The organism is Pseudarthrobacter sp. ATCC 49987, assembly GCF_009928425.1.
In the GTDB taxonomy this organism is placed as follows: domain Bacteria; phylum Actinomycetota; class Actinomycetes; order Actinomycetales; family Micrococcaceae; genus Arthrobacter.
Map to the genome: position 1 here is coordinate 1470930 of NZ_JAABNS010000001.1, position 25592 is coordinate 1496521.

Consider the following 25592-nt stretch of genomic DNA (forward strand, 5'->3'; position numbering starts at 1 on the left):
AGTAGAGGACCGCGTGCCAGGGGGTGAAGAAGGTCTCAAGGTCGTGGAGGTTATTGTGGGCCCAGCCGTCCACGTACGTCCCGGCGAGGAGCCAGACCCCGGCGGCGAGGGTGATGGTGTCTTCAGCGACCGTCGTGGGACGGTGCACTGAGACCGGCGGAATGGCCAAGTCGTTAGCTGCTGCGGCGTCCATGGTTTCACAGTAGGACTCGCCGCCTTTCGGGGCGAGAGGCTAAAAGCCCCGGGTCACCGCACCACGGTGCGGTGACCCGCATCCAGGCGCCGGGTCCAGCCGCGTGAGTCCAGATATTCAAGCAACGGAACCGCGACCCGTCGAGTAGTGCCGAGGGCCTGACGTGCCTGGCTCGTGGTGAAGGGCTGCTCCAAGCGGGCCAGAGCGCGCATCGCAAAGGCCGGTGCCGTAGGCAGCAGCACCACCCCGTCGCGCAACCGCAGCAGCCGCCCGGCGCGCTCGGCGGCAGCGAGCTCCCGGGCGCCCAGGCCCAGCGCGGCCAGCTCATCGGCTTCCGGGGCATGGAAGGCGTCTGCGGTCAGCCTGCGCTCCAGCTCCGCGACCGCCGGCCCGACGGCGCCAAGGTTGCCTTGGGTGCCTGGCAGCCGGACGTTGCCGCCCTCCTGTTCGAGACCTGCTTCGCGGATGACCGGGTAAAGAAGCCGCTCATCGGGCAGGTTGAGGAGGTCCCGGGCCGCGCCCCGGGACAGGCCCGGGGCGAGGGGATCGCGCTCATGCAGTTCCCCGAGGGCCGTGCGCAGCCGATGCTGCCAGGCCTCGAAGAGGGGAGCGTGCACCCACCAGTCGCCGAGAACCCGGACGCCGGGGGGCGCCGCCTCGTGCGCAGACAACAGCCCGAGCCGACGCAGGTGTTCTTCCTGGACGGCCCCGCGGCCTGCCACTTCCCCAAGCACGTCTCCGGCGGCGTCCATGCCTGCGAGCCGCTCAGCCCAGTGGACGCCGTCCCCGCGCCGCCGCAAGGCCGGCGGATCGGCGTCGAGCACCTGCGCGCCGCCCAGCACCGAGCGGGTCCCGGGGTCACGCAACACCAGACGGTCACCGAGCACCAGTGGCAGGCGCCGGTCCAGGACAATCCGGGCGTGGTCGGCACCGAAGGGGCGCAGCCGGGCCGGCACGGCGGCAGTGCCGGCATGCACCATGAGCTGCTCCGGTACGTCCGTGTAGGCCACACCGGTCGTGCGCTGGATGCCCAGGACGCCCGTGACAGGCCACGCGTCGGGAGTCAGCAGCGCGTCTCCCCGGCGGACGTCGGCGGCGGAAACATCGCGCAGGTTCAGCGCCACCCGGTTGACCGGCCCCAGCGAGGAGTATGACTCGTCGCGGCTTTGCAGGCCGCGGACAACCACGGAACGCGAACCGTCGTGGCCGAGCAGCTGCAGCCGGTCACCTTGAGCGAGCGTCCCCGCCGCCAATGTTCCGGTCACTACGGTTCCGGCACCCTTGATGGTAAAGGAGCGGTCCACCCACAGCCGGAGCCGCCCTGTGCTGGCGGGGGCGGGGACCCCGGCCAGAACGCCGTCGAGCGTGGCACGCAGTTCGGCCAGGCCGGTGCCCTCGACGGCAGACACAGCCACTGCGGGCGCATTCGCCAGGCCTGTCCCGGCCAGCTCTCTGCGGGTCCGGGCGAGCACTTCACCAACCTGCCCGGGCGCCGCCCGGTCGGACCGGCTGACGACGACGACGCCGTACTCGATGCCCAGCGCAGCGACGGCGTCCCGGTGGTCGCTTGACTGCGCCTGCCAGCCTTCATCGGCAGCGACGACGAAGCAGACGACGGGAGCCGGTCCGATTCCGGCGAGCATGTTGCCGAGGAACCGTTCGTGGCCCGGTACGTCCACGAAGGCAACATCCTGCCCGGAAGGCAACGTGGTCCAGGCATAGCCCAGGTCGATGGTCAGCCCGCGGCGCCGCTCTTCCTCCCAGCGGTCCGGCTCCATGCCGGTAAGCGCGCGCACCAGCGTGCTTTTGCCGCAATCGACGTGTCCGGCGGTGGCAACGACATGCACGGTTCAGACCGCCCTGCCCGCATCCGAACCGTTGAGGGTTGCCAGCGCCTGGCGCACCGCGTCGAGTATCCGGTCATCGTCCTCTTCGGGTACGCAGCGCAGATCGAGCAGGCAGGAACCGTCGTGGACGCGCGGGAGCACGGCCGGGTCGCCGGTACGCAAGGGGCCGGCGAGCGCTTCGGGGAGCCGGAGCGCCCACCCCGGCAGGGCCGCACCGGGTGCGCCGCCGCCGCCGACCCGGCCGTCGTGCGCGACGACCGGGACCCCGAGGGCCGCGGCGAGCCGGTCGGTACGGTTCCGCAACCACTCCGGGTCCGCGTGCAGGGCCCGGACAACCGGCGGCGCTTCGCCCGCGACCGTCGCCTCCAGCGCCGCGAGGGCAAGTTTGTCGGCCCGCACCGCTCGGGCGAGCGGGTGGCGTGCTAGCCGGGAGATGATCTCCGTCCGGCCGAGCAGCAAACCGGCCTGGGGTCCGCCCAGCAGTTTGTCCCCGCTGGCGATGACGACGTCGGCCCCGCTGGCCAGCGCGGTGGCAGCGTCCGGTTCTTCGGGAAGGTGCGGATCCGGCGCCAGCAGTCCACTGCCGAGATCGGCCACGAGGGCAACCCCGTGCGCCGCAGCCAGCGGGCTCAGTTCTTCCAATGGAACAGCGGAGGTGAATCCGTCCACCCGGAAGTTGCTCGGGTGGACCTTGAGTACGCAGCCGGTGGCCGGTCCGAGGGCGCCGGCGTAGTCCCGCAGGTGCGTCCGGTTGGTCGTGCCCACCTCGCGCAGCCTCGCGCCCGTTGATTCGATCAGGTCCGGCAACCGGAAGCCGGCACCGATCTCAACCAGTTCGCCGCGGCTCACCACCACCTCCCGGCCGGCGGCGAGGGCCGTGGTGGCCAGCACCAGCGCCGCAGCCCCGTTGTTGACCACCAGCGCGTCCTCGGCAGCGGGACAGGCGGCGAGCAATGCAGCCCGGGCACCGGCGCCGCGGCGGGCGCGGCTGCCGGTTGCCAGGTCGAGCTCCACATCGACGTAGCCGCTGGCTATGACAAGTGCTTCAACCGCGGCCGCCGACAGCGGGGCGCGGCCGAGGTTGGTGTGGACGACTACGCCGGTTGCGTTGAGCACCGGGCGCAGGGTGGTCGCCGTGCGTGCAGCGACGGCGGCCAGCAGGGCCGGTTCCACCTGGCCGGGATCGAGTTCACCGCGCCGCGCCTGCTCCTGGGTGTGCCGGACGAGTTCGCTGATGAGCCGTGCACTCAGGCGTTTCCGGGCCGCGCGGACGGCCGGCAGTGCCAGCAGATCGTCTGTGCGCGGAATCAGGCGGCGGGGATCGACCTGGTCCACAGTCCCTCTTCCTTCCGCGGCATTGCGTGCAGGCAGTTGGCGGAGGCGGACGGGAATCGAACCCGCCAGGCCGAGATACTCAGCCTCACCGGTTTTGAAGACCGGGGGGCCCACCAGGACCCGGACGCCACCGGGATCAATCTAGCAGATTGCCCACGGGGGTAACCTAGGGGAGTGAAAGAGACCGGGACGTCTATTCCGCAACTTAACAACGACGGCGTCGGCGCAGTCCGGCTCACCGGCTATGCCCACGGTGGTGGCTGCGCGTGCAAGATTCCGCCCGGCGAGCTCGAAGAAGCGGTGCGCGGCCTTACCGGCCAGCCAGGCGCGGACGTGCTGGTTGGTCTTGACAGCGGCGACGACGCAGCAGCCGTCCTGGTGCGCGGCGACCTGGCGGTACTGTCCACCGCCGACTTCTTCACTCCCGTGGTCGACGATGCCTTTGACTGGGGCCGGATCGCTGCCGCCAACGCGCTCTCGGACATTTACGCGATGGGCGGCCGCCCGATCATGGCGATCAACCTCGTCGGCTGGCCCCGCGGCGTGCTGCCGCTGGAGTTGATGACTGAAGTACTCCGCGGCGGCCTGAGCGTCGCCACCGAGGCGGCGTGCCCGGTGATTGGCGGGCATTCGATTGACGATCCGGAGCCGAAGTACGGCATGGCGGTCACCGGCGTCGCCCATCCCGACCGGTTGCTGCGCAACGACGCCGCCCTGCCCGGGCTGCCGCTCACGCTCACCAAGCCGATCGGCGTCGGACTGCTCAATAACCGGCACAAGCAGACCGGTGAAGTGTTCGCGGAAGCGGTAGCGACGATGACGCGCCTCAACCGCGACGCCGCCGAGTCCGCTGTGGCGGCCGGCGTGCGTGCGGCCACGGACGTGACGGGCTTCGGCCTGCTTGGACATCTGTACAAGATGTGCCGCGCCTCCGGAGTGGGGGCAGTGATCGACCGGACGGCGGTGCCACTCGTCGAGGGCGCCCGGGAGGCGTTGCGGGACGGCTTTGTCTCCGGCGGGACGCGGCGAAACCTCGATTGGGTTCGACCGCACCTACGGCCCGCCGCGGGCGTCACCGAAGACGACCTGCTGCTGCTGGCCGATGCACAGACCTCCGGCGGCTTGCTCGTCGTCGGCGAGTTGCCCGGCTATCCCGTGATCGGGCATACCGTCGTCGGCCAGGGCATCGAGATCCGCTAAGCCAAGATCCCCTCAACCGGCGGCAGACCGGTCAGCCGGCAGTAGTGATCGAATCGCCGGTAATGCCGGCGGCGCGGCGGGCGGCGAGACGGTTCTTCTGCGGTTCGATCGTGTAACGCGGGTCCCGAGCCGAGGCAAGGCCGGCCTCGAACACGCCGAACCGGGTCAGCGCCGAGGCGGCCAGCAGTGCCAGCCCGGAAGCTGCGGCCACCGCCCGGTTGCGTCCGCCCAGCAGTGTCCCCAGTCCGCCCGCAGCCGCCAGCCGCTCGCTCCACTTCAGCATGACACCTGCCTTGCCTTGGTGCAGGGGCTCGGCCACCACCGGGTCCATCCGGTGCTCCATCACCCGCATGGCAACCACGTCACCCATCACGCCCAGCACAGCAAGTTTTCGGGCCGGACCCGCCTCCTGTACCGGAGTCGTGATCATCGCAAGCCCGGCAGAAGCGAGGGCCGCCGAACTCACGAAAACGAATGGCAATTCCTCGTGCGCGGCGTTCCAAGTGGGTGTGGCCGTGTCACCGAGCAGCACCGCGGCGTACGCCGCCAGCGGTCCGGCGAAAAGCGCGGCCTCGAAACCTGCCGGTCCCTCGACCGCTTGCAGCAAGTTCCGCAACGGACCCAGTGGCAACCGCGCCCCGGTCATCCGATCCACTTCCGCTGCCGCCGAGACGGCCGTGCCGACGCTGAACGCGCTGAGGATCCACGAGCCCACACTCATGGGTGAGGTCAGCTTGATGGTCCGCAGCATGTTCAGGAAGCGCTCCGGCCTGCCCAGATCCTTCACCAGGGCAACGGCACCGAAGCTCACTGCCGTCAACGCACTCAACCGGGCATTCCGGCGCAGCGTCGGCCGCCCGGTCAGCTGCCCGCCGAGACCTAGCAGCACGGAACCGGCGGCCACACCGCCAAGGAACAGGTAAGCGGCCACATCTTCGGTCCAGGGTGCCGGCTTGACCACCGGTCGGCCGTAGTAGGAGGTGAAGTCCGGCTCCGGGACCATAGGCATTTCACGGGAGCAGTCACCGCTGTCGCGGCGGCCGGTGCCGCGCATGACGCCGGACCGGCGACGACGGGCAGGCTCGGGCGGCCGAAAGCTGTCGAACTCGGAGTGGGTCACGCGCGCCCTCCCAGGAAAGCCAGCACCGTAGCGGCGACCATGCCGGCGACGGCCATACCGGCCCGCCGGTACATCTGCGGCAGGTCGGCTGTGGGCACTCTCGGATCCGGCGGAAGTCCGTAGACTTCCGGTTCGTCGAGCAGGAGGAAGACCGCTCCCGTTCCGCCGACGCCGTCGAGTTCGTTCGCACCATAGAGCCGGGCTTCCGTGAGTCCCTGCTGGTGCAGCGAGGCCACCCGTTCCCGGGCCGTCTCCACCATGTCGTCGTGGTTGCCGAATTTGATGGACGTTGTCGGACAGGCTTTAGCGCAAGCGGGCGTCTCATCGTTGACCAGGCGGTCGTAGCACAGCGTGCACTTCTGGGCGACGCCGACGTTGGGGACGGCGGGATGCTTGGCGTGCGGTTCCTCCCGCCGGGCTGCCACCGCCACCATGCCGTCGCTGCGGCGCTCAATCACGCCGAACGGACACCCGGCAACGCAGGTTCCGCAGCCGTTGCACACGTCGTCCTGGACCACCACAGTGCCGAACTCCGTGCGGAAAAGCGCTCCGGTCGGGCAGACATCCAGGCACCCGGCGTGCGTGCAGTGCTTGCAGACATCGGAGGACATCAACCAACGGAAGTCTGCCGTGTCCGGCGGCGTCGTATCCGCGTTCGCCAGGTCCGCCCCGGCGGACGCTGCCGTCGGGGGAGGGCCGATGCGGGGCATGCCGAGGTTGACCAGCGCCCGCCCGGACTCCCGCGCCTCGGTAATGCGTTCCTGGCCCTGTTCAACGAAGGCGACATGCCGCCAGGTGCTGGCGCCGAGCGCTCCGGTGTTGTCATAGGAGGACTCCAGCAGCTCCAGGTTGCCGTTTTGGGGGTTGTGGTTCCACTCTTTGCAGGCCACTTCGCAGGCCTTGCAGCCGATACAGATGGAGGTGTCTGTGAAGAACCCCTTGCGCGGGTGCTGATGCTCCCACCGGGCATCGGCGGCGGGGTCGGTCGGTCCGGACAGCTGGCCCATCTAGTCCTCCAACGTCGAGTCGGTATCCGGAACGCTACCAGAACGCACCGGTTGTGAAGGGGGTGCAGGCGGTGCATGGTGTGGCCCCGCCGGACCGGAAGTGAAGACGCCTATCATCCTGGCCGGCCGTCCTTTGCGGGGCCGTCCTTTGCGGGGCCGCGGCGGACGCTTTCCGCGCCCGGATCGGTAACGAGTCGGTTCCCGGTCTCGGTCGTCGCTCCGGCCCGGGCCTGGTACTCCGCAACCAGGTCAAGGAGCTCCGCCCCGCGCGGCCGGCGGCCCGGGCGGATGTCACAGGAGGCAACCTTGGATTCCTGGATCTGGACGTTGGGGTCCAGCGTCACGCCCAACAGGTCATTGGCTGCGTCACCGCTGACGACAGCATCGGCTCCGACGCCCCAATGGTAGGGCAACCCGATCTGATGGACGGTGTGGCCGCCAACGGCCAGGGGTTTCATCCGTTTGGTGACGAGCACCTTCGCCTCGATGGCGGAGCGGGCCGAAATGATCGTGGCCCACCCGTAGGGCTCGAGTCCGCGCTCAGCGGCCAGCTCGGGAGAGACCTCGCAGAACATTTCCGGCTGCAGCTCCGAGAGGTACGGCAACCAGCGGCTCATTCCGCCGGCAGTGTGGTGTTCGGTGAGCCGGTACGTGGTGAAGACGTAGGGATAGACGTCCGCGCCACTGGTACCTGCGCTTGGTGCACTGAGGTTGTCCGCGCGGGGGTACACCAGACGGGCCGGATTCTGCTGCTGCGGGTAAAGCGCGTTGGCCACCGGCGATTCCTGCGGTTCGTAGTGGGTGGGAAGCGGACCGTCGACGACGCCCGTCGGCGCGAACAACCAGCCCTTCCCGTCGGACTGCATGATGAAGGGATCATCGCCGGTCAAGGCGGCCGGACCACCGAGATCGGGGTCGGGTTGGCTGCCCGGAGTACGGTCAACCGGGAAGTCGGGTACGTCGTCTCCGACCCACCGACCCTGCTCCTGGTCCCACCAGATGTATTTCTTCCGCTCGCTCCACGGTTTACCGGCAGGGTCGGCCGACGCCCGGTTGTAGAGAATCCGGCGGTTGGCCGGCCACGCCCAGCCCCATTCCGAAGCGGCAGGTCCCTGCTCCTGGCCCGGTTTCCGGTTGGCGGCATGGTTGATGCCGTCGGCGTAGACGCCGGTGTAGATCCAGCAGCCTGCCGACGTGGAACCGTCGGCGCGCAGTTCCGTGTACGCGGAGAGCGGTTTGCCCGCGTCCGGGCCACTGAGGTGACGGCCGTTGATTTCGGCCAGCACCGCCTCGCCGTCGGGCTCGCCGTGCTCGTCGGTGGGGTAGTCCCAGGTGAGGTCGAGCAGCGGACGGTCGCGTTCGTCCTCCGAACCCGCCAGTTTTTCGCGGATCCGCTGGCCCAGTTCGAAGAAGAACTGCAGTTCACTTTGGCACTCACCAGGAGGTGCCACCGCCTGGTGCCGCCACTGCAGCAGCCGTTGGGTCTGCGTGAACGAGCCGGCCTTTTCCACGTGGCTTGCTGCAGGCAGGAAGAACACTTCGGTCTCGATGTCTTCGGTGCGCAGTTCCCCCGATTCGATCTCCGGGCCGTCCTTCCACCAGGTCGCCGACTCGATGAGGTTCAGGTCGCGCACCACCAGCCACTTCAAGTGCGACATGCCCAGGCGTTGCATGCGGCCGTTGGACGAGCCCACGGCGGGGTTCTGTCCGAGGAGGAAGTAGCCTTCCACCTTGTCCGCGAGCATGTCCATCACCGTCTGGTACGTGCCGTGCGCTCCGGTCAGCCTGGGAAGGTAATCGTAGGCCCAGTCGTTCTCCGCGGTCGCGGCATCGCCCCACCAGGCCTTCAGCAGGCTGATTGTGTAGGAGTCGGCGTCCGCCCAAAAGCCTTTCTGCTTCTTCGACGCGATTGCGTCCAGGTATTCGCTGAAGGTGTCGTGGCGCCCGGCGCTGGGCATGGGCAGGTACCCGGGCAGCAGGTTGAACAAGGTCGGAATGTCCGTGGAACCTTGGATGCTTGCATGGCCGCGCAGGGCCATGATTCCGCTGCCCGGGCGGCCCACGTTGCCGAGCAGAAGTTGCAGGATGGCGGCGGCCCGGATGAACTGCGCTCCGAGCGAGTGCTGGGTCCAGCCGACGGCGTAGGCAAAGCACGTTGTCCGTTCGCGCCCGGAGTTTTCCGTGATGGCACGGGCCAGATACTCAAAGTCCGCGACGTCGATGCCACACATGTCCTGGACCATCTCCGGGGTGTAACGGGCGTAGTGCCGCTTCAAGATCTGGAAAACGGTCCGGGGGTCCTGCAGGGTATCGTCACGCTGCACTTGAGCGTGTTCGAGGGCAGGACCGCCGCTGCCGAACTGGTCTCCCGCGGCACGATCCGACGCATGGGAGCCGTGCTCGGTGCCAGCCCCAGCGTCGTCGATGGTGCCTCCGCCCTGTTCCGCGTACGACCACGACGCCCTATCGTAAGCTCCCGTTTCCGGATCGTAGCCGGAGAACAGTCCGCCCAGATCCTCGGCGTCGCGGTAATCGGCATGAACCAGCGTTGCCGCGTTGGTGTACGCGCTCACGTACTCCTTGAACCACAGGTCGTGCGTGAGGACGTAGTTAATCAGCGCGCCCAAGAGCACAACGTCAGAGCCGGCCCGAATGGGAATGTGCTTGTCCGCGACGGCCGAGGTGCGCGTGAACCTGGGGTCGACGTGGATGACCTTCGCTCCGCGGGCCTTGGCCTCCGCAACCCACTGATAACCCACAGGATGGCATTCGGCCATATTGGAGCCCTGAATGATGATGCAGTCGGCGTTGGCCATGTCTTGCAGTGATTGCGTTGCACCACCGCGTCCAAACGAGGCTCCCAAACTGGGAACCGTGGAAGAGTGTCAAATACGTGCTTGGTTCTCGATTTGCACTGCTCCGGCAGCCGTGAAGAGTTTCTTGATCAGGTAGTTCTCTTCGTTGTCCAGCGTGGCCCCGCCCAGCGAGGCTATGCCCATCGTTCGGCGAAGCAGCCGGCCCTCGTCGTCTTCCTGCTGCCACGTCCTGCGGCGGGAATCGATGAAGCGGTCCGCCACCATGTCGATGGCAGTTTCGAGATCCAGGTGCTGCCACTGGGTGGAGCGTGGTGCACGGTAGAGCACTTCGGTCTGCCGGCCCGGCGAGTTGACCAACTGCTCGCTCGCAGAGCCCTTGGGGCACAACCGGCCGCGGGAAATAGGCGAATCCGGATCGCCTTCGATCTGGACGACCTTTTCATCCTTGACGTAGACCCGCTGTCCACAGCCCACGGCACAATACGGGCACACGCTCTGCACGACTCGGTCTGCGGTGGCCGTCCGCGGCGTGATCTCCCTCGTCCGCGGGGAGGTTACCGCCGGGCCGCGGCCCAGCAGGTCGCCCGTACTGAACTGCCGGACGACCGGCCACTGAAGAAAGCTGCGCCGAGCCATGGCAGGAGCCTACACAATCCGGGGCGCCAACGACAGAGTGTCGATGAAGCTCACCATCCGGCCCGTCGCCTTCGACGTTGCCGCGGGGCCTTGGAATGCATCCGCCGCCATTATTCAGGCGAGCCGTCGAACAAATTCGGAGAAGTCCCTGGACAGGTATTCAGACTTCTTCGCGCTGTTCAAGGACTTTGATGGGTACGTTGAATTCTTCCTACTGCAAGACCTCATCACTGAGGATTGCACCATCCGGTTCTTCCATCCGTTCGACAACTTCAGGACACCGGCAGTTCCAAAGAACCCCGAGTATTTACAACGCAGCAGGGATTTCATCCGTGCACGCAACAAGAGGATTGACGCCCAACCCTGACCTTCTGATCAACAGGCTCGAAAGTAACAGTGAATACCCGCTGAAGACTGGGCGAGTTCGTGAAGCAAGGCGCGTTGGTAAAAGCCACCTCGCTTATATGAGGTGGCCACGAAGATGTGTAGCTTTCAGCTATTGACAGCTGGCGCTTTTGGCCAAGTACCCTTGGGTCTCACACCTCTCCTTGCTCGCGCTCATCCTCGGTGCCGCTGGCAACAGCAGCCATGACCGGACCGGACATGGCAGCATCTGGCCCTCGGCACGCCGAGGGCCACATGCTGCCATGGCCCCGTGGAGCTGAGCGCAAACGTGCTATCCGTCGCTGTCGGTTTCGGTGTTCTTGGTGCCGTTGTCGAAGGGCTTGCCTTTGGTCGGCGGCTCGCCCGCCGCGAGACGGTCCGACTCTCGAGCCCCGATAACGGACTGGGCTCCACCGGATCCGGCGTCGGCAGGTGAAGGTCCGGGCGGTACGGCCCCGGCGGCCGTCGCAGATCCGGTCACGGTACGCTGCCCCTCGGTCATGGCGGGGTCGTTGAACACCTGCTCGACGGGCGCCTCGCCTGACTTGGCCCGTTCGGGATGCGAATGGTCCCCCTGCGCCTTGGTGCCCGCCTCAGCGATGTCGACCGCTTCTCCCACATCTGCACCGGTGCGGGCGTGATCGGCCGGGACGTCGGCGCCCGGCGCGGGGTGCCCGGCTTGGGTTGCAGCGTCCTGGCCGCCGAGCGGATTCCCGGCCATTGGCTTACGCGTATCTGTTCCGGCCTTGCGCACGGGATCCACGGTACCGTCCGCACCGTAGTCACCCTCGGGGTACTGACCGATTTCCGATCCGGACGTACGTCCCGGAGCCGTCCCGGCGTCGCCATAGTCGGCCGTCACGTAGCGCCCGGATTCTTTGGCCTGTTCTCCCAAGGGTTCGGGCAGGCCGCCTTCACTGCCGGCCCCACCGTAATCACCTTCGATGTACTGGCCTTCCTCGTCCTCCGCGTGGCGGCCGCTCTGCACGCCGGCCTTGCCATAGCTGCCTTCGACGTACCGGCCACGTAGCTCCCGTTCTTCCGGTTTCTTTTCCGTGGCCGCCTGATCCTCGGGCACTTCGGAGTCGCTGCGGTCTGTCATGATCTTGCCCTCCTGAGACGAACACATGCGTCTACTCCGGCGCAATTCAAGTCTAGCCAGAGCCACTGCTCCGCAACAGGGGCGGCGGCGTCGGCCGCGGCGGCGGCTTTGGCCGCCCGGCCGCGGTGAAGTATTCAGGCGCCTCGCCGATCGTGCTTTTGCAGTCTCGGGACCCCCGGAGAGTGGCATGCACGGCATGCGTCGGCTTCATGGAGCGGTGTGTCCGCCGCGTTTCGACTCATGCCCGCTTCGCTTCGGTCCGGGAGCCTTCCGACGACGGCGCTGTCGGCTTGCTGGGGCTCATCCGCGAAGGCGAGGGAGGGACCAGGGACCCGCAGATGCAGCCCGATGCCCGTCAAACGAACCTATCAGTTGCACATGCTGGGACTTGAGAAAACTTCAGGAGCGGGCGGTTTCTCATTGATCTGTCCTGCTGCCAGGCAAAAGGCAGAGGTGCGGTCCATCCGGACCGCACCTCTGCCTTCTCGCTGCGTGTCTCAGTGTTTCTTGAAGGCGTCTTTGATTTTTTCGCCGGCCTGCTTCAGGTCCGCTTTGACTTGCTCGCCTTTGCCCTCGGCCTTCAGCCGGTCGTTGCCGGTGGCATCGCCGGCGGCTGCTTTGCCCTTGCCGTGGAGTTTCTCGGCGGCGTTGTGGATCTTGTCACCCAAACCCATGGTCGTTCTCCTTATTTGGCCGCCCCCGCGACGTGAATGCCGTGGAGGCCGACAGTTAATTGTAGGGACGGAACCGGCAAGAGTGGGTGCGATTGGCGATCGGCATATCGGGTGGTTTGGGGCCGGAGTGGGCGGCCGGTGCGGCCCGGAGGTTCAGGCACACGGATTTTGGCACCCTTTTTTCGCTGCGGGCATAGTAATTTTCGGCGCCGAGTGGCAGGTCGTCGGCAGTGCTGAAATGGCACCCGGACACACCGAACAAACGTCATGCACCGCCGCCGCGTCCCGGCAAGCGGTCCCACCCACGGCGGTGAAGTCCCGTCAGCAGCCTGGATTTGCGGGGCCCTATGCGATCAAGGTGTGCAGATCGACCCCGAAGAGGGCCACGAGAGGCCACAGGACAATTGCCGCGAGGCCTTCCAGGATGTTGCCGGGAACGTTCCATGCCACGAGATAACCGTGGGTGGCGGCGACCACTACTCCGATGATCAGATACACGATCCCGATCAGACCTATTCCGCGCCTGCCCATTTTGCGCCTGCCAATTCCGCGTATCATCGCTCATCTCCCGCTGCGGGGTGTGAATCAAATTATAGTAGCGTCTGGGGCGTTCGGGGAGGCCCGGGCTTCGTCGGGTTTGTTGTTCCGGGGGACGATATGAGGGCTGTCGATCAGGTGCTCGGACAGAACGGGTGTCGTTGGCCCCTAATGCCGGTTTGCGTACAGTCGGGGTCGAGGAGGAGCTGCTCATCGTGGATCCTGCCGAGCGCGAGCAGCTGCTCCAGGGCGACGGGTTCGACGCTGGCGCGGGTCATGTCGATTTCCACGGCCAGGCACTCCATCCGGGCGTTTGCGCATTTCACGATCACGTAGAGACCTGGATGCTTTGTGCAGTCACGTGGCCATGGGCAGTGATCCTGGCGTGGGAGCAATCGAGGCCCATACGAACCAGGACAATGAGTTTGTCTTGCATGGTGCCAACCAGGTGACGATCAGCAGGATCCCCAGCACAGTTCCTAGAATTATCTGGGCGCCGTTGGCCGATAGCAACCGCCCGATGGCGGAATCTCGTCCCGGTTAGCCCCGTGCCTCGGCAGACCGCGGGGCCATGGATTCCATCTGCTCCATGACCAGCTTGATGGCCTCGGGCTGCTTGTCCGGCGGATAGCCGTTCAGCACAAGGAGGCGTTTGATCGAAGACCGAAGTTTCGCGCGGACGTCGTCTCGGACCGTCCAGTCGGTGCGCACATCGCGCCGCATGACGTTCACCAGCTGCCGCGCGATCTCGGCCAGCTTGCCTTCGCCCTGGACCTCCACCGCGGATTGGTTCGATGAGAAAATTGCACCCTACGGGCAGATGCCCGCCGCCAGCCCCGGGACCACGGTGAGCGCCGGCGCCGCAACCGTTCCCGGCGTCAAGATCTACCAGTTCAGCGGCGGGGCTGCGTCCTGGTTCGGAACCCAGATCCTGGGAGTTCTGATCACGATCTGCACGATTGGGACCTGCTACCCGTTCGCGGTTGTCCTGGTCGAGCGGCGGCGGGCCAAGAACACGTACCGGCAGCTTCTGTTCATCGGCACCGGGTGGGGCATCTTCGGCCTGTGGATCAAGTGGCTGCTGCTGAGCATCATCACGGTTGGCATCTACGCCTTCTGGGTCTACCCACGGCTGATGCAGTGGAAGGTCGAGAACACCGTTTACGCCTAGACGGAATGGCCCTGCACCCTTTGGGGCGCAGGGCTTCTTGCTGGCACCGGGCTGCGCCCTACCGGGATGACCCTGGACGGCCTATCGTGGTCCTGGCACAGCCCGAGGGAAAGGAACGACGATGTTCACCCTGCAGACTAGCTATCCGGTCCGGGACTACGAGGCATGGAAGAAGGTCTTCGACACCGATCCCGCAGGCCGTGCCGCCTCGGGCGCGCGGTCCGTCCGGGTGTTTCGGGATGTCGAGGACCAGAACAGCGTAGCCGTGCTCCTTGATTTCGACACCAAGGACGCTGCGACCGTCTTTCTGGAACGGCTGCGGAGCCAGGTGTGGGACAAACCCGAGGTGATAGGGCAGCTGATGTCGGCTCCGCCGGCGGCCCGAGTTCTGGAGGAGGTGGCCCGCGAGGGCCAGGGCGCGGGCTGACCGCTCAGAATCCGGTGGCCCTCGTTCCTATGTTTCGTCTTGCCGTGAGTACGAGGAGCCGGAGGAAGTCCGTTCCTCATGCCAAGGCGCATGAAGCGAGCCAATCCGGACTGCGCCTGACGTCGGGGTTCCTGGGAGAGCAGGCCGCTGAAGATCGCCCCGGACGCCTCCAGTTCGTTGGCAGCATTCCGTTCGACGAGCCCGGACTCCAGCAGGGCGGCGATGGCCCTGTCCCGCCGTCGGGCATTCAGCCCAGCAACCGCGTCGGGGAGCTTGGCGCCCAGCACGATTTGCGCGTAGGCGGTCCGCGCGTCGTTGTTGGCCAGGGCCGCCACCACTCGCCGCCAGTGCGGTCCGCCCAGCCTCGTCCCTCCGGTCACAGCGGTTCCTTGCTCGGAATCCGGACGGCCGTGCCGCTGACCACTATCCCGCCGGCAGCGGGAATGTCCACGGTGAGTAGGCCCGGCCGGCCGACGTGCCGTCCCTGATGGATCAGGACCCTCGATCGGGGCTCGACCAAACCCAGGATGCGCAGGTAGCCGCCGACCGCAGCCGCGGCAGCCCCTGTCGCTGGGTCCTCCGTGATGGCGCCCACCGGGAACAGATTCCGCGCTTCGAATTCGCCGTCCGCAAGTGGGTGCAGGACAGTCACCGTGGCGGCCCAGCCGTGGGCGTCCATGAGTTGGCGCACCGCCACCGGATCGAAGCCAAAGGAATCGAAGAGCGCACGGTCGGCGACAACCAGCACCGGATGCCAGTTTCCTGAATACGCGATCCTCGGCGGATAGGCCGGATCGAGATCGCCCTGCCCGACGCCGAGTAACCCGAGGAGTTCAGCCAGGACGGCGTCGTCGAATTCCGCCAGCCGCGGCTCAACGGCGGTGAACGATGCGGTGACGTCGGTGCCTTCGCCTGCTGTCTCGATGACGATGGGGCCGACCGGGGTGTCAAACGTGAAGGATCCAGCCCCGTCGCGACCGCTCAGCGCAACGGCCAGCGCAATCGTCGCATGGCCACAGAATGGCACCTCGGCGATCGGCGAGAAGTAGCGGACCCGGCTCCGGCGCGGGTCGCCGTCGACGCCCTGCTCCGTCACAAAGGCCGTTTCGGCATACCCGACGGCGGCCGCCACCGACAGCATTTCGGCTTCATCCAGGTGGCGTGCGTCCAGGACCAGCCCGGCAGGATTGCCGCCGTTCGGCGTCGTGGAAAAGGCCGCATATCGGAGGACCTCTGGGGTGTTTTCCATACCCCGATCCTCCCATGCCGGGTCACTGCATCAGCGGCTCAACAGACATGTGCCATGCCGCCAGCTCACCGGTGGCGCGGGTGAGTCCGGACGCCGCGGTCCCTTCCGCGTGAACCATTCGACGGCGGCCGCGACGTCCGCTCGCGGCACCGGCTTGTGTCATTGAGGTATCTGGCTGAAGAAGGCCGTGATTTTCTGCGCCATGGCCGGTGCCTGCGTCCAGTGGAGGTAGTGTCCGCCGGAGAGCACAACCACCGCATGGTGCCCGACGTTGCGCAGACGGTCCTCGTGCAGCGCCCGGTTCGGCGGGGTTCCCTCGTCGCCGGCCAAAAACGTGAGGACGGGCAAATCATCCGGGTAGCGCAGTCCTTGCACCTTGTGGGCATTCTCCGCGATCCGGTTTATTTCGTCGACGACGGCGGGATTGCCAAAGTTCCAGCTGGTCATCCGGCGCATCTGTTCGCGTTCGGCTGCGGTGTATGCGTCGCCGTCCGGTTCGACAAGAGCGGGGGCAAGGGTGCTGGCCCAGCGGACAAGTCCCGTGGTGGAGAACAGGCGGCCCCAGTTGACGCCGTCCGGAGCGGCCCCGGCGTCCGGATGAGCGGCTCCGGCGGCCGGGATTGTGGGATCTATTCCGACGACGGCCGAAACTTCAGTCCGGTATTTGTTGGCGTAGTAGAGGGTGTAGAAACCTGCGATGGAATGACCTGCGAGGATGTACGGTCCGCCGACGTTTACTTTCGAGAGCGCTTCATGCAGTTCCGCGGTGATGTTCTCGACGGTCCCTTCCTTGGCGGACAGGTCGCTGTACCCGTAACCAAATCCCTCGACGACCACCACGTTGTATCCGACGAGCTCCCGGATGAGCGGGGCGAAGTCGAGGGCCGGCGCCGCAGTACCGAGCCCGCTCAACAGCACTATGGTCTTGCCGGCGCCGGGGCCGGCTGCGCCTGCGCCCGTTGCTCCGGGTCCGCGACCGCCGGCGGTGCGGTACACGTTGAGCGCTCCGTGGCTGACGGGCACCCTCTCTCCGTAGGGTGTGATCGAGGAACGCTCGGCGTGCTCGATCACCAGGTTGGTTGTGGTGGAGGCGGCAACCAGCCCAGCCATGGTGGCAATGATGACCCAGAGGTTCCGGATCCTGTGTGATTTTCGGCTGGGGGCGGGTGCGGTGGTGGTCATGACGGGCCCCTTTCAGGGCTGAAGGTACGGTTGGATGCTGCTGTTTTCGTGGTTGTCGTGCGCGGTGCTCTGCGGACGGCGGAGCGGATCAGTCCGGGCAGCGCGCCGATGCCGACGGCGGTTTGGCCGTTGAAGCAGCCGCAGCGCTGCCTGCATGCCGGGACAACTCTTCGAGGGCCGCATCGAACGCTGCCCCCTGGTGTGACCCTCGCGGCAGGGCGGTTGTGCTGAGAGACCATTTCGCTGCCCAGGTGGTGAGCCGCGCGTCGTCTGCGGCGGTGCCGGGCAGGATCAATCGGTCCACCGCAGGTCTGTCAGCGAACGGAAGCGTCGTGAGCAGGACCATGCCGTGTTTGGTTGTGACAGACGGTGTGGCGGCGACAGCAACCGTTCGCGCGGCACCCGAGACGGCGTACACCTCGAAGGGCGCGACGGCGTCGATCTCGCCGATTCCATCGGTCAGACCGATGCCGACGGTGGGCCGGAACCAGGGGAGTGCCGCATTCAGCGCGACGGGCGCGTCGCTGGCGCTGAAAGCCCGTTCGGGGATGGCTGTGCTGCCGGATGGCGACCAGCCCGGATAACCGACCTCCGCGCCGACCCGCGCAGCTTCCGCCGGCCCGCCAAGGTCATGGATGAGTTGCAGTGCACCGGGGATGCCGGAGGTCACGCCAGCCGTCGTCGTAATTCGGCCATCCTGGACGAAGCGCTGACCGCCAACCCACTGCACGCCCGGCCGGCTTTTTTGCAGTGAGCCGATCCGGGACCAGTGCGAGGTGGCGCGGTGCCCGTCCAGCACTCCGGTTTCGGCGAGCAGCATTGACCCGCTGCAGATCCCCAGGATATGGATTCCCCGGGCAGATTGCCGAACGATCCATGATCTTGTGGCGGCTTCGCTGTCCCCGGACGGGTCCTCGACGGCGGGCACAACCAGGAGGTCCGGCGCGGACGCCGCTCCGCTGTCCAGCTCGGAGAAGGTGCTGGCAGGTATGACGGCGGGACCTCCCACAAGCTGAATGGGCAGCCTGGTTTCAGCCACTGTCGATACGGTGAATTTGGGCGACCGGGCGAAAACGTCATAGGGCGCGAGCACATCGGCCGCCTCCGTCCCGCTTCGACCCAAAACGATGGCAACGTGGATCGTTCCGGCCGCCCGGATCGGGGCGCTGGGAGCGGCCCCGGCGGGGCGGGCAGCCGGAGCGTCCAACCCGGTGTCGTGCCGGATCACCGTGGTGCCGGCCAGCAGGATGCAGGCGAGGGTCGCACCGGCGAGCGTGACGGCCACGGCGGCACGCCCCAGTCGCTGCAATGCCTTTGAATATTTGCTCATAGGCCAACGCTCCCAGCTTCGGTCCGCGGGGGAGAGCGGTAAAAATACCTACTATGACAAGGATTCTGCTTTCGGGGCTTCCGGAGCCGGCCAGGTGAGTACAGTGACTGCATGCATCATGTCGTTGCGCTGGCGTTGCCCGGGGTCGTCGCTTTCGACCTCGCCATTCCCGCGCAGGTCTTCGGTCACGAGGATGAGCGGGAGCGGTATTCGTTCCGGATCTGCGCGGTTGAGCCCGGCCTGGTTGCCACGACATCGGGATACTCCATCTACGCCGCAGAGGGACTCGACGCACTGGCCACTGCCGACACGATCGTGGTGCCGGGATTCGAGCCCCTCACCAACCCTCCGGCACCTGTAAGCGACGCACTTCGCCGGGCAGCCGCCGGCGGGGCCCGGGTGGTCTCGGTATGTACAGGTGCTTTTGCCCTCGCAGCTGCGGGGCTCCTGGATGGTAAGCGGGCAACCACCCACTGGAGGAATGCGCAGCAGCTCCAGACCCTGCACCCCGCTGTGACCGTTGACCCCGAAGTGCTCTACGTCGACGACGGCGCCATCAGCACCAGCGCGGGCGTGGCCGCCGGCATCGACCTGTGCCTTCATCTGGTCCGCAAAGACTTCGGAACCGAGGCTGCCATCCGCATCGCCCGGCGCATGGTTGTTGCGCCCCATCGCGAGGGCGGGCAGACCCAGTTCATTGAGCGTCCAGTTTCTGTGCCGCTGGCCCAATTCGGCTCAACATGCACCTGGGCCCGCCAGCACATGGCGGAGCCGCTCTCTGTTGGGGACATGGCCGCCCACGCCGGATGGGCGCCGAGCACCTTCGCCCGAAGATTCCTCGCTGAAGCCGGGACGACGCCGCTGCGCTGGCTCACCGGCCAGCGGATCGCCGAGGCATGCCGTCTGCTGGAAACGACCGATCTGACCATGGAGGCGATCGCAGCCAGGAGCGGGCTGGGAACGACGGCCAACTTCAGGCTTCACTTCATGCGTGAACTCAACACGACACCGTCCAGCTACCGGCGTTTATACCGGGGCCGCAACCGTACTTAGCGGACGGGTGAACAGACACTTGAACCTTCAAGTAAAACCGGCTAGGCTGATTACATGACATCGACCCTCGACCGCCCCCCGGTTCTCTTCCTCAGCCATGGTGCTCCGCCGCTGGCTGACGACGCCACGTGGACCCGCGAACTCAACGCATGGTCCGGCACCTTCGACAAGCCCAAAGACATTCTGATGGTGTCCGCCCACTGGGAAAACGCCCCGGTCACGCTCAGCGCCACCGGGCGCAACCCGGGACTGGTCTATGACTTCGGCGGTTTCGCCCAGAAGTACTACGACGTCACCTACGACGCCCCGCAGGCTCCCGGTCTCGCCGCCGAAGTGGAGAAGCTCGTGGCCGGTCATGGCCACCATGTCGAGCGCGACGAGAGCCGCGGCCTGGACCACGGCGCCTACGTCCCGCTCAAGGAGATGTTCCCGGACGCGGATGTACCGGTCGTACAAATGTCCATGCCCACCCTTGATCCGCAGGGCCTGTTCGATCTGGGCAAGTCGCTGGCGCCCTTGCGCGACCGCGGCACACTGATCGTCGGTTCGGGGTTCACCACGCACAATCTGCGCTGGTTCAACCCCGCCGGCGGACCCGACAGTGTCCCGCCGTCGGTCTCCCGTGAGTTCGACCACTGGGCAGAGGAAGCAATGGCGCGCGGCGACGTCGACTCCATCCTGGACTTCCTGCACAAGGCCCCGGCAGCCCGCGAGGCGCACCCTCGCAGCGAACATTGGGCCCCGCTGTATGTCGCGCTCGGGGCAGCGTACGAGTCCGGCGACCTGAACGCCAAAACCGCGATCGACGGGTTCTGGTTCGGCCTGTCAAAACGCTCGTGGACCCTTACTTAAGCCGCGCAGACTCCGCTCGCCGTTCTCGGCCTGTGGGCCGCCATCGGCTCAGTGATAGTCGGCTAAAGAGCGCGGCATCGAAGCTGGCGCCCTAAGTCCGCGACGCCGGCAACGAGTCTCGCAACAAAACACTCCGACTCTAGGGACGGACAGGTCAGCCCCCGTTGTACTGTGTCCTCATGGTCACCCTGCTCGCCTGGCCAGGCAAGCCCGGCAGGGGAGCGCGGGCGACCGTATGTGGTTTCCGGGCTCAGCCGGAATCCAGAACAAAGGAATAGCCTATGTCGATGGAACCGTCGTCCGTTCCAGGTCGCCCTCATGGCGCCGGCTCTGCAGAGCAGGTCTCTGGTCAGGCTCGTGGCGTTGAACCTCCGGGGATACGCCGGCAGGCTGCCTGGATCATTGAGACGGTCTTGGCTGACCCGTCGCCGGGGCAGGCCCATGTCCGGGAACTGCTGCGCGAACATCTGGCCGCCCATCCGGGGCGGCCGGATATTGCGCTGGCGGAGCATCTGTTGGCTCTCCGATCCCTCACGGGGCTGCCTGCGGAGTCCAAGGGCCTGGCGCCCGGGCCGGAAGAACCTGCCCGGGATGCCCAGGAAAGCATGAGTTTGCGGATCGAGAAGGTCCTTCAAGGCCGGATGCTGGTGACCGCTTTCCAACCGATCCGTGAACTGTCCACCGGCAGGGTTGTTGGAGTCGAAGCGTTCACGCGGTTCGTCAGCGACGGCAGCGACCCCGCGGGGGAGTGGTTCGCTGCGGCGGCCGAAGCGCAACTCGGCAGTGAGCTTGAACTCGCGGCCCTGGAGTCCGCCCTCAACTCAGCCATTCACCTCCCCGCGCATTTGTACGTGGCCCTGAAACTGTCCCCGGCAACCTGCCTGGACCCGCTCCTTCCCGGACTGCTGGAGGAATCGATGGTCGCAGTGGATCGTGTGGTCCTCGAGCTAACTGACGCCCTGGCAGACATGCAGGCCGCCGCTTTGGCCGACGCGTTAGCGCCCCTGCGCAAGCGGGGGCTCCGCCTGGCGGTTGACCATGTGGGGTCGCACTTCGATTCCATCCGCCAGATCAGGCAAATCTGCCCCGACTTCATCAAACTTGACCGCCACCTGGTCGCCGGAATCGAGACTGACCCGCTCCGTCACGCCTTTGGCGAGGTCATGACCGACTTCGCGGAGCAGCTCGGAGCGGTGCTCATCGCGGAAGGCATCGAGACCAGTGACGAACTTGCCGCAGTCGCCGGCCTCGGCGTGACAACCGGTCAGGGCTATCACCTCGGCCGGCCCACGGTTCGGCTGAGGGACTGGGCAGGATGGAAGGAACCGGTCCACGAAGTCCGGCCGTTGGCCGGGCGCTGACGGAGCAGTCCCGTCCTGACTGCAGGCCGGGCGGATGTAATGATGGTGGCCATGGACATTGTTGAGTTTCTGGAAGCACGTATAGCCGAGCAGGAATCAGCCATCCTGGAAGGATCTTTTGGTCCGGGGGCAACATGTAGTCGTGAAACCGGAGACATCGACGAAGCCTCCCTCTGTCAGCGGATGCTCGACGAGTGCGCCCAGAAGCGGGCCATCATCGCCAGCTGGAAGGAAGCTGCCGACGCCGAAGGGATCAATGATCCCGGCGAAGCGGAAGGTACGGTTGCGGTTGCCCGCCGGGCCATGCTCGCCATCCTCGCAGGCTCCCACCGGGACCACCCGGACTACGACGCGGGCTGGTCGCCCGAGTTGCCCACGGAGGTCGCCGGAGAATCTCCGGCTGAGTGAGATTTCCGGCCGTACCGTCTGACCGCGACGGCGACGCCGCGGATGTATCCGCCAGGTCATGGCCCGATTGACTCTCCGTGGGCCACGCCGGGAATCATGTGGAGCGTCGTCGCAGTCAAGGCCTAGGATCAACGAGATGATGCCAGGACGAATTGACGCTGCTGACGGGAAGAACTCTCTGATCGTCAGGGAAGGGATACTCGAGAGTGTCTGGCGCCCCGGTTCTTTTGTGGATGTCGACGACGCCAAGGACGCCATGCATGCTGTGGACCGCATCATCGGGGGGAGCCCGATGCCGATGCTTTCTGAAATGACCGACGTCGAGTTCAGCGCCGCGGCCAGGTTCGAGTTCGCAAAAAGTACCGGTGTGGTGGCCATCGCAGTTCTCGGATCCAGCGCCGTCGATCGTGTCATTGCTGCCGCTACGAGCCGCCATACCCATTACCCGCACGAGTTTTTCACGTCCAGGAAGGCCGCCATGACCTGGTTGGCAGACTTCATCCAAGCTGAAGTTCAGGGTGAGGTCTGAGCGTTCGCCACCAGAAAGATTTCCTGGGTGCCGTCCTTGCGGCGCACCATCTCGGCGATCCAGACGGGCGCGAACGGAGACGTGCAACCCGGGGGAGTCGGGTAGTCCTTGAGCACTTCCAGGCGTTCACCGATGTCCATTGCGCGGCCGCGGTGCCCGGAGTGCTCGATCCCGATCTGGGCCAGAGAGTGGTTCATCGCCCACCGCAGGCGGTCCGGGGCGTCTTTCATCCCCGTTTCGATGATGTCCAGCAGCCCCTCCAGATCGAGTCCTTCGGGCTGCTTTGCGACGCGTTCGGTGGTCAGCGCCCAACCGGCACTCGCGACCACCGGGTCCGGATCGGCGAGCCAGGCCAGGCGCAACTCTTCGGAATGCGGGTTCTTCTTCACCACGTAGTTCACGAGCCAGTCGTGCACCTTGGGGGTCCGTGCCTCACGCAACATAACGTCCAGCTCGTCGCGCTCGAACGCTTTCGGGCGGCATATCAGGATCGCCAGCAGTCTAGCCGCGGTGTCATCCGTCGCCCAGAGCTGGCATGCGAGTTCCTGCTGTGTCTTCAGCCGCTTCGCGAGCGCGCGCAGCTTGCTGAGCTTCACACCGAGATCATCACCGTGTTTCTCGTTCACAATGCGTGCCCTCGGGTCCTCGAGAGCGGCCAATTCCGCCATCACCTCGGCCACCGTCGTCTCAGCCAACCCGGCATCCTTTCCATCACATGTGAAATTCAGCCTAGTAGGAAGAAACTTCGCGGCCCGCCACGCGTCGGGAGAGGAAGTCCTCAACCACTGCGGCGAACTCATCAGGACGTTCGATCTGCGGCATGTGTCCCGTCTTCGCAAAGACGTGCGCCTCGGCCCGTGGCAGCGCCGCGGCCGCCGCCGCCAAATGGCTGAACGGGAGGACGTGGTCGTGGTCGCCCCACACCACGAACATTGGAATGCCCGACTTCGCCAACGCCTCGACGAGGGCCGTCCGCCATTCAGCCCTGATGCCGGAGATCGTTCCCAGATCGCGGGCGATATCTTCGACGCTTTGGCGGTGTGCGGGCCGCTGCGACAGGGCAAAAGCATGCTCGACGCGGGCCTCGGTCACCAGCGCCTTGTCGTAAAAGATCGACTCGACCGTTCGGCGGGAGGCCGCCCGAGCGGGACGCATGAGCAGTGCCGCGAGCGGCCTCACCGTCAGCAGGCGCAGCACCAGCGCAACCTCCTGGCCGAACCCGGCGCTGTCGGCAAGAACAAGGGCCGAAACGCGGTCCGGATGGTCGGCCGCGAACTTCATGGCGACGGCGCCGCCGAGCGAGTTGCCCATCACGGGAAGCGGCCCCTGCACCCCAACGGCGTCGAGGAAGGCGGGCAAGGCACCGGCGAGCTTCGCCAATGTCGCGGGCCCGGAGAGCCGTTCCGAGTACGCGAAGCCGGGCAGGTCCACGCTGATGACGGTATGGCGTGCCGAGAGCCGGTCGTGCTGCTCGGTCCAGTCTTCGAGGCTCTGGCCGATTCCGTGCAGGAGCAGCACCGGGTCCCCGGTACCGGTTTTCCGGTAGCGCAAACGCGTGCCCCCGGCGTCGACATATCCGGCTCCGGGGAGCTCAAGCGGACCCGGCGCCGCCGTGTCTCCCCGCCCGGATGCCCGCCCGAACGCCCGCACCTGCTGCCCGCGCCGGCCGAACCGCACGTGGCCGGTCAGTTTGCCGGCCCTGAGCAGGGCGAAATCGCGCAGGTAGTTCTGGTGCAGCCGCCAGGGCGAGTCGGCGCCCTGCCGGGGAAGGCGGCCGGCGTCGCGCAGGATGTAGCCGGCCTTCAGGTCGATCAGGGACGTCAGTTCAGCGTCCGCGACGCCGGCCGGTGCTGTGGGTGCCACCCATTGCAGGTTCCTGCGGTCGAGGTGCTTCAGCAGCCGGCAGATGTAGCCTGCGACGAGATCCGCCTTCAAGGTCCAGGACGCGTTGGTGTAGCCGATAGTGAGCGCAAAGTTGGGTACGCCCTCGAGCATCATCCCCTTGTAGGTCAGGGTCCTGCCGACGTCCACGGGCTCGCCGTCGACCGTCAGGGCCATGCCGCCAATCACCAGCAGGTTCAGTCCCGTCGCCGTGACAATCACGTCGGCCGGAATGGATTCCCCCGACACCAGGTCAATCCCGTGCGGGGTGATCCGCGAGATCCTGTCGGTCACGATGTCGGCGGTGCCTGCGCTGATCGCACGGTAGAGGTCGCCATTGGGGATCGCGCAGAGCCGCTGGTCCCACGGCTCATAGGACGGTGCCAAGTGTGTATCGACCGCAAAACCCGCCGGCAGCTTGGCGATGGCTGACTTGCGGAGGATTGCCTTCATCGTTTCCGGCCGCCGCCGGCTCAGCTGGTAGGTGAACATCGAAAAGAGAATGTTCTTGGCCCGGACGACGTCGTACGCCAGCTGCGCCGGCAGCTTGCCCCGGAGGCGGTCGGCCAGGTGGTCCCGGGACGGGACGGGCGCGATGTAGGTGGGGGAGCGCTGGAGCATGGTGACTTTGGCGGCCGACCTCGCCATCGACGGCACGAGCGTCACCGCCGTGGCCCCGCTGCCGATGATCACCACCTGTTTGCCGTCGTAGTCGAGGTCAGCGGGCCAGTGCTGCGGGTGGACGATCGACCCGGCGAAGGTGTCGGCCCCCTCAATCGCCGGGGTAAAGCCCTCGTCATAGCGGTAATAGCCCGAGCAGACGGACAGGAACGAGCAGGTAAAAGTGACTGTCACCGCGGTCGACGCCGGACCGTCGTTCCGATATTCGGCGTCGGACGTGCGGGTGGCTGTGACCGTCCACAACGCGGTGGCGCTGGACCACTCGGCCGCGACGACGCGGTGGTTGAGCCGGATTCGCGAGGCGAGGCCCTCGTCGGCGACCGTCGCCTGGATGTAGTCGCGGATCGAATCGCCGTCGGCGATGGCTTTGGCGCCGGCCCAGGGCCGGAAGGAATAGCCCAGCGTGTACATGTCGCTATCGGAGCGGATGCCCGGATACCGGAAGAGGTCCCAGGTGCCGCCCACGGCGCCGCGGGACTCCAGGATCGTGAAGGTCTTCCCGGGCACGTCGCGTTTGAGCCGGCTGGCGAAACCTATCCCGCTCAGCCCGGCGCCAACAATCAACACATCCACGTGTTCGCTCATCAAGCCAAGCTATCGACTTGGAGTTGACATAG

General features: G+C 66.4%; 23 protein-coding genes, 1 tRNA gene and 1 pseudogene. 9 read left to right on the forward strand and 16 right to left on the reverse strand.

Annotated features, from left to right (window positions below; translation table 11 throughout):
• Positions 1-246: 246 nt before the first annotated feature.
• The 3 genes from selB to GXK59_RS07055 form a co-directional block, all read right to left on the reverse strand.
• Positions 247-2040, reverse strand: a complete 1794-nt coding sequence (gene selB, locus GXK59_RS07045; RefSeq protein ID WP_160665493.1) for a selenocysteine-specific translation elongation factor — start codon at positions 2038-2040, stop codon at positions 247-249.
• Positions 2041-2043: 3 nt separating this feature from the next.
• Entirely contained in the window at positions 2044-3375 is a 1332-nt protein-coding gene (gene selA / locus GXK59_RS07050; RefSeq protein ID WP_160665495.1) for an L-seryl-tRNA(Sec) selenium transferase, read from the reverse strand.
• A gap of 37 nt (positions 3376-3412) precedes the next feature.
• Positions 3413-3507, reverse strand: a tRNA-Sec gene (locus tag GXK59_RS07055).
• A gap of 42 nt (positions 3508-3549) precedes the next feature.
• On the opposite strand from GXK59_RS07055, the gene selD reads away from it, so the two are divergent.
• Entirely contained in the window at positions 3550-4575 is a 1026-nt protein-coding gene (gene selD, locus GXK59_RS07060) for a selenide, water dikinase SelD (RefSeq protein WP_160665497.1), read from the forward strand.
• Between the two features lie 31 nt (positions 4576-4606).
• On the opposite strand, the gene nrfD is transcribed toward selD, so the two are convergent.
• From nrfD to fdh, 3 genes are all read right to left on the reverse strand, one after another.
• Positions 4607-5695: an NrfD/PsrC family molybdoenzyme membrane anchor subunit gene (gene nrfD, locus GXK59_RS07065; protein WP_160665499.1), complete on the reverse strand. Its 1089-nt coding sequence runs from the start codon at positions 5693-5695 to the stop codon at positions 4607-4609.
• On the reverse strand, positions 5692-6702 hold the full coding sequence (locus GXK59_RS07070; protein WP_160665501.1) for a 4Fe-4S dicluster domain-containing protein: 1011 nt from the start codon (positions 6700-6702) through the stop codon (positions 5692-5694). Before GXK59_RS07070 ends, nrfD begins: the two co-directional genes overlap by 4 nt.
• A 113-nt stretch (positions 6703-6815) precedes the next feature.
• Positions 6816-10154, reverse strand: a complete 3339-nt coding sequence (gene fdh / locus GXK59_RS07075; RefSeq protein ID WP_160665503.1) for a formate dehydrogenase — start codon at positions 10152-10154, stop codon at positions 6816-6818.
• 43 nt (positions 10155-10197) lie between these two features.
• Here fdh and GXK59_RS07080 point away from each other — a divergent pair, with 43 nt between their 5' ends.
• Complete coding sequence (locus GXK59_RS07080; RefSeq protein WP_237393811.1) at positions 10198-10521, forward strand: DUF6994 family protein; 324 nt, start codon at positions 10198-10200, stop codon at positions 10519-10521.
• Between the two features lie 309 nt (positions 10522-10830).
• Here the strand turns inward: GXK59_RS07080 and GXK59_RS07085 are convergent, their stop codons facing one another.
• The 5 genes and pseudogenes from GXK59_RS07085 to GXK59_RS07105 all read right to left on the reverse strand — a co-directional run.
• Entirely contained in the window at positions 10831-11640 is an 810-nt protein-coding gene (locus GXK59_RS07085; protein ID WP_160665505.1) for a hypothetical protein, read from the reverse strand.
• Positions 11641-12137: 497 nt separating this feature from the next.
• The gene (locus tag GXK59_RS07090; protein ID WP_069951468.1) at positions 12138-12314 is read right to left on the reverse strand and encodes a CsbD family protein; all 177 of its coding nucleotides are present in this window, start codon (positions 12312-12314) and stop codon (positions 12138-12140) included.
• 345 nt (positions 12315-12659) lie between these two features.
• Positions 12660-12845, reverse strand: coding sequence for a hypothetical protein (locus GXK59_RS07095; RefSeq protein WP_083266519.1), 186 nt, complete (start codon positions 12843-12845; stop codon positions 12660-12662).
• A gap of 140 nt (positions 12846-12985) precedes the next feature.
• A complete protein-coding gene (locus GXK59_RS07100) occupies positions 12986-13177 on the reverse strand; it encodes a hypothetical protein (protein ID WP_160665507.1) in 192 nt (63 codons plus the stop codon).
• 214 nt (positions 13178-13391) lie between these two features.
• Positions 13392-13649 (reverse strand): annotated as a pseudogene (locus GXK59_RS07105) (type I restriction enzyme endonuclease domain-containing protein); the annotation flags it as partial.
• 22 nt (positions 13650-13671) lie between these two features.
• On the opposite strand from GXK59_RS07105, the gene GXK59_RS07110 reads away from it, so the two are divergent.
• A complete protein-coding gene (locus GXK59_RS07110) occupies positions 13672-14022 on the forward strand; it encodes a DUF898 domain-containing protein (RefSeq protein WP_160665509.1) in 351 nt (116 codons plus the stop codon).
• Between the two features lie 121 nt (positions 14023-14143).
• On the forward strand, positions 14144-14449 hold the full coding sequence (locus GXK59_RS07115) for a hypothetical protein (RefSeq protein ID WP_160665511.1): 306 nt from the start codon (positions 14144-14146) through the stop codon (positions 14447-14449).
• 376 nt (positions 14450-14825) lie between these two features.
• Here GXK59_RS07115 and GXK59_RS07120 read toward each other — a convergent pair whose 3' ends face one another.
• The 3 genes from GXK59_RS07120 to GXK59_RS07130 form a co-directional block, all read right to left on the reverse strand.
• The gene (locus GXK59_RS07120) at positions 14826-15698 is read right to left on the reverse strand and encodes a PhzF family phenazine biosynthesis protein (protein WP_160665513.1); all 873 of its coding nucleotides are present in this window, start codon (positions 15696-15698) and stop codon (positions 14826-14828) included.
• Between the two features lie 159 nt (positions 15699-15857).
• Complete coding sequence (locus GXK59_RS07125; RefSeq protein WP_160665515.1) at positions 15858-16880, reverse strand: alpha/beta fold hydrolase; 1023 nt, start codon at positions 16878-16880, stop codon at positions 15858-15860.
• A gap of 88 nt (positions 16881-16968) precedes the next feature.
• Positions 16969-18210 carry a DJ-1/PfpI family protein gene (locus GXK59_RS07130; protein WP_160665517.1) on the reverse strand — a complete coding sequence of 414 codons (1242 nt, stop codon included), beginning with the start codon at positions 18208-18210 and terminating at the stop codon, positions 16969-16971.
• A 111-nt stretch (positions 18211-18321) separates the two neighbouring features.
• Between GXK59_RS07130 and GXK59_RS07135 the strand changes: the two genes are divergently transcribed.
• The 5 genes from GXK59_RS07135 to GXK59_RS07155 all read left to right on the forward strand — a co-directional run bounded on the left by GXK59_RS07135 (position 18322) and on the right by GXK59_RS07155 (position 22413).
• On the forward strand, positions 18322-19263 hold the full coding sequence (locus GXK59_RS07135; RefSeq protein ID WP_160665520.1) for a GlxA family transcriptional regulator: 942 nt from the start codon (positions 18322-18324) through the stop codon (positions 19261-19263).
• Between the two features lie 54 nt (positions 19264-19317).
• Entirely contained in the window at positions 19318-20115 is a 798-nt protein-coding gene (locus GXK59_RS07140) for a dioxygenase family protein (RefSeq protein ID WP_160665522.1), read from the forward strand.
• 413 nt (positions 20116-20528) lie between these two features.
• Positions 20529-21476 (forward strand): EAL domain-containing protein, encoded by a 948-nt coding sequence (locus GXK59_RS07145; RefSeq protein ID WP_160665524.1) that lies wholly within the window; start codon positions 20529-20531, stop codon positions 21474-21476.
• Positions 21477-21527: 51 nt separating this feature from the next.
• Entirely contained in the window at positions 21528-21884 is a 357-nt protein-coding gene (locus tag GXK59_RS07150; RefSeq protein WP_160665526.1) for a DUF6221 family protein, read from the forward strand.
• A 136-nt stretch (positions 21885-22020) separates the two neighbouring features.
• On the forward strand, positions 22021-22413 hold the full coding sequence (locus tag GXK59_RS07155) for a DUF7793 family protein (RefSeq protein WP_160665528.1): 393 nt from the start codon (positions 22021-22023) through the stop codon (positions 22411-22413).
• Here GXK59_RS07155 and GXK59_RS07160 read toward each other — a convergent pair.
• Together GXK59_RS07160 and GXK59_RS20650 are read right to left on the reverse strand one after the other, a co-directional pair.
• On the reverse strand, positions 22398-23108 hold the full coding sequence (locus tag GXK59_RS07160; RefSeq protein ID WP_237393812.1) for a DNA alkylation repair protein: 711 nt from the start codon (positions 23106-23108) through the stop codon (positions 22398-22400). The two genes, GXK59_RS07155 and GXK59_RS07160, sit on opposite strands and share 16 nt — an antisense overlap.
• A 34-nt stretch (positions 23109-23142) precedes the next feature.
• Positions 23143-25560 carry an alpha/beta fold hydrolase gene (locus GXK59_RS20650; RefSeq protein WP_237393813.1) on the reverse strand — a complete coding sequence of 806 codons (2418 nt, stop codon included), beginning with the start codon at positions 25558-25560 and terminating at the stop codon, positions 23143-23145.
• Between the last annotated feature and the right edge of the window lie 32 nt (positions 25561-25592).

Excerpts from the sequence above, each read along its gene's own strand:
- GXK59_RS07070 (WP_160665501.1), bottom strand. The coding sequence starts at position 6,702 with ATGGGCCAGCTGTCCGGACCGACCGACCCCGCCGCCGATGCCCGGTGG.
- GXK59_RS07080 (WP_237393811.1), top strand. The coding sequence starts at position 10,198 with ATGAAGCTCACCATCCGGCCCGTCGCCTTCGACGTTGCCGCGGGGCCT.
- GXK59_RS07085 (WP_160665505.1), bottom strand. The coding sequence starts at position 11,640 with ATGACAGACCGCAGCGACTCCGAAGTGCCCGAGGATCAGGCGGCCACG.
- GXK59_RS07090 (WP_069951468.1), bottom strand. The coding sequence starts at position 12,314 with ATGGGTTTGGGTGACAAGATCCACAACGCCGCCGAGAAACTCCACGGC.
- GXK59_RS07095 (WP_083266519.1), bottom strand. The coding sequence starts at position 12,845 with ATGGGCAGGCGCGGAATAGGTCTGATCGGGATCGTGTATCTGATCATC.
- GXK59_RS07110 (WP_160665509.1), top strand. The coding sequence starts at position 13,672 with ATGCCCGCCGCCAGCCCCGGGACCACGGTGAGCGCCGGCGCCGCAACC.
- GXK59_RS07115 (WP_160665511.1), top strand. The coding sequence starts at position 14,144 with ATGTTCACCCTGCAGACTAGCTATCCGGTCCGGGACTACGAGGCATGG.
- GXK59_RS07120 (WP_160665513.1), bottom strand. The coding sequence starts at position 15,698 with ATGGAAAACACCCCAGAGGTCCTCCGATATGCGGCCTTTTCCACGACG.
- GXK59_RS07125 (WP_160665515.1), bottom strand. The coding sequence starts at position 16,880 with ATGACCACCACCGCACCCGCCCCCAGCCGAAAATCACACAGGATCCGG.
- GXK59_RS07130 (WP_160665517.1), bottom strand. The coding sequence starts at position 18,210 with ATGAGCAAATATTCAAAGGCATTGCAGCGACTGGGGCGTGCCGCCGTG.
- GXK59_RS07135 (WP_160665520.1), top strand. The coding sequence starts at position 18,322 with ATGCATCATGTCGTTGCGCTGGCGTTGCCCGGGGTCGTCGCTTTCGAC.
- GXK59_RS07140 (WP_160665522.1), top strand. The coding sequence starts at position 19,318 with ATGACATCGACCCTCGACCGCCCCCCGGTTCTCTTCCTCAGCCATGGT.
- GXK59_RS07150 (WP_160665526.1), top strand. The coding sequence starts at position 21,528 with ATGGACATTGTTGAGTTTCTGGAAGCACGTATAGCCGAGCAGGAATCA.
- GXK59_RS07155 (WP_160665528.1), top strand. The coding sequence starts at position 22,021 with ATGATGCCAGGACGAATTGACGCTGCTGACGGGAAGAACTCTCTGATC.
- GXK59_RS20650 (WP_237393813.1), bottom strand. The coding sequence starts at position 25,560 with ATGAGCGAACACGTGGATGTGTTGATTGTTGGCGCCGGGCTGAGCGGG.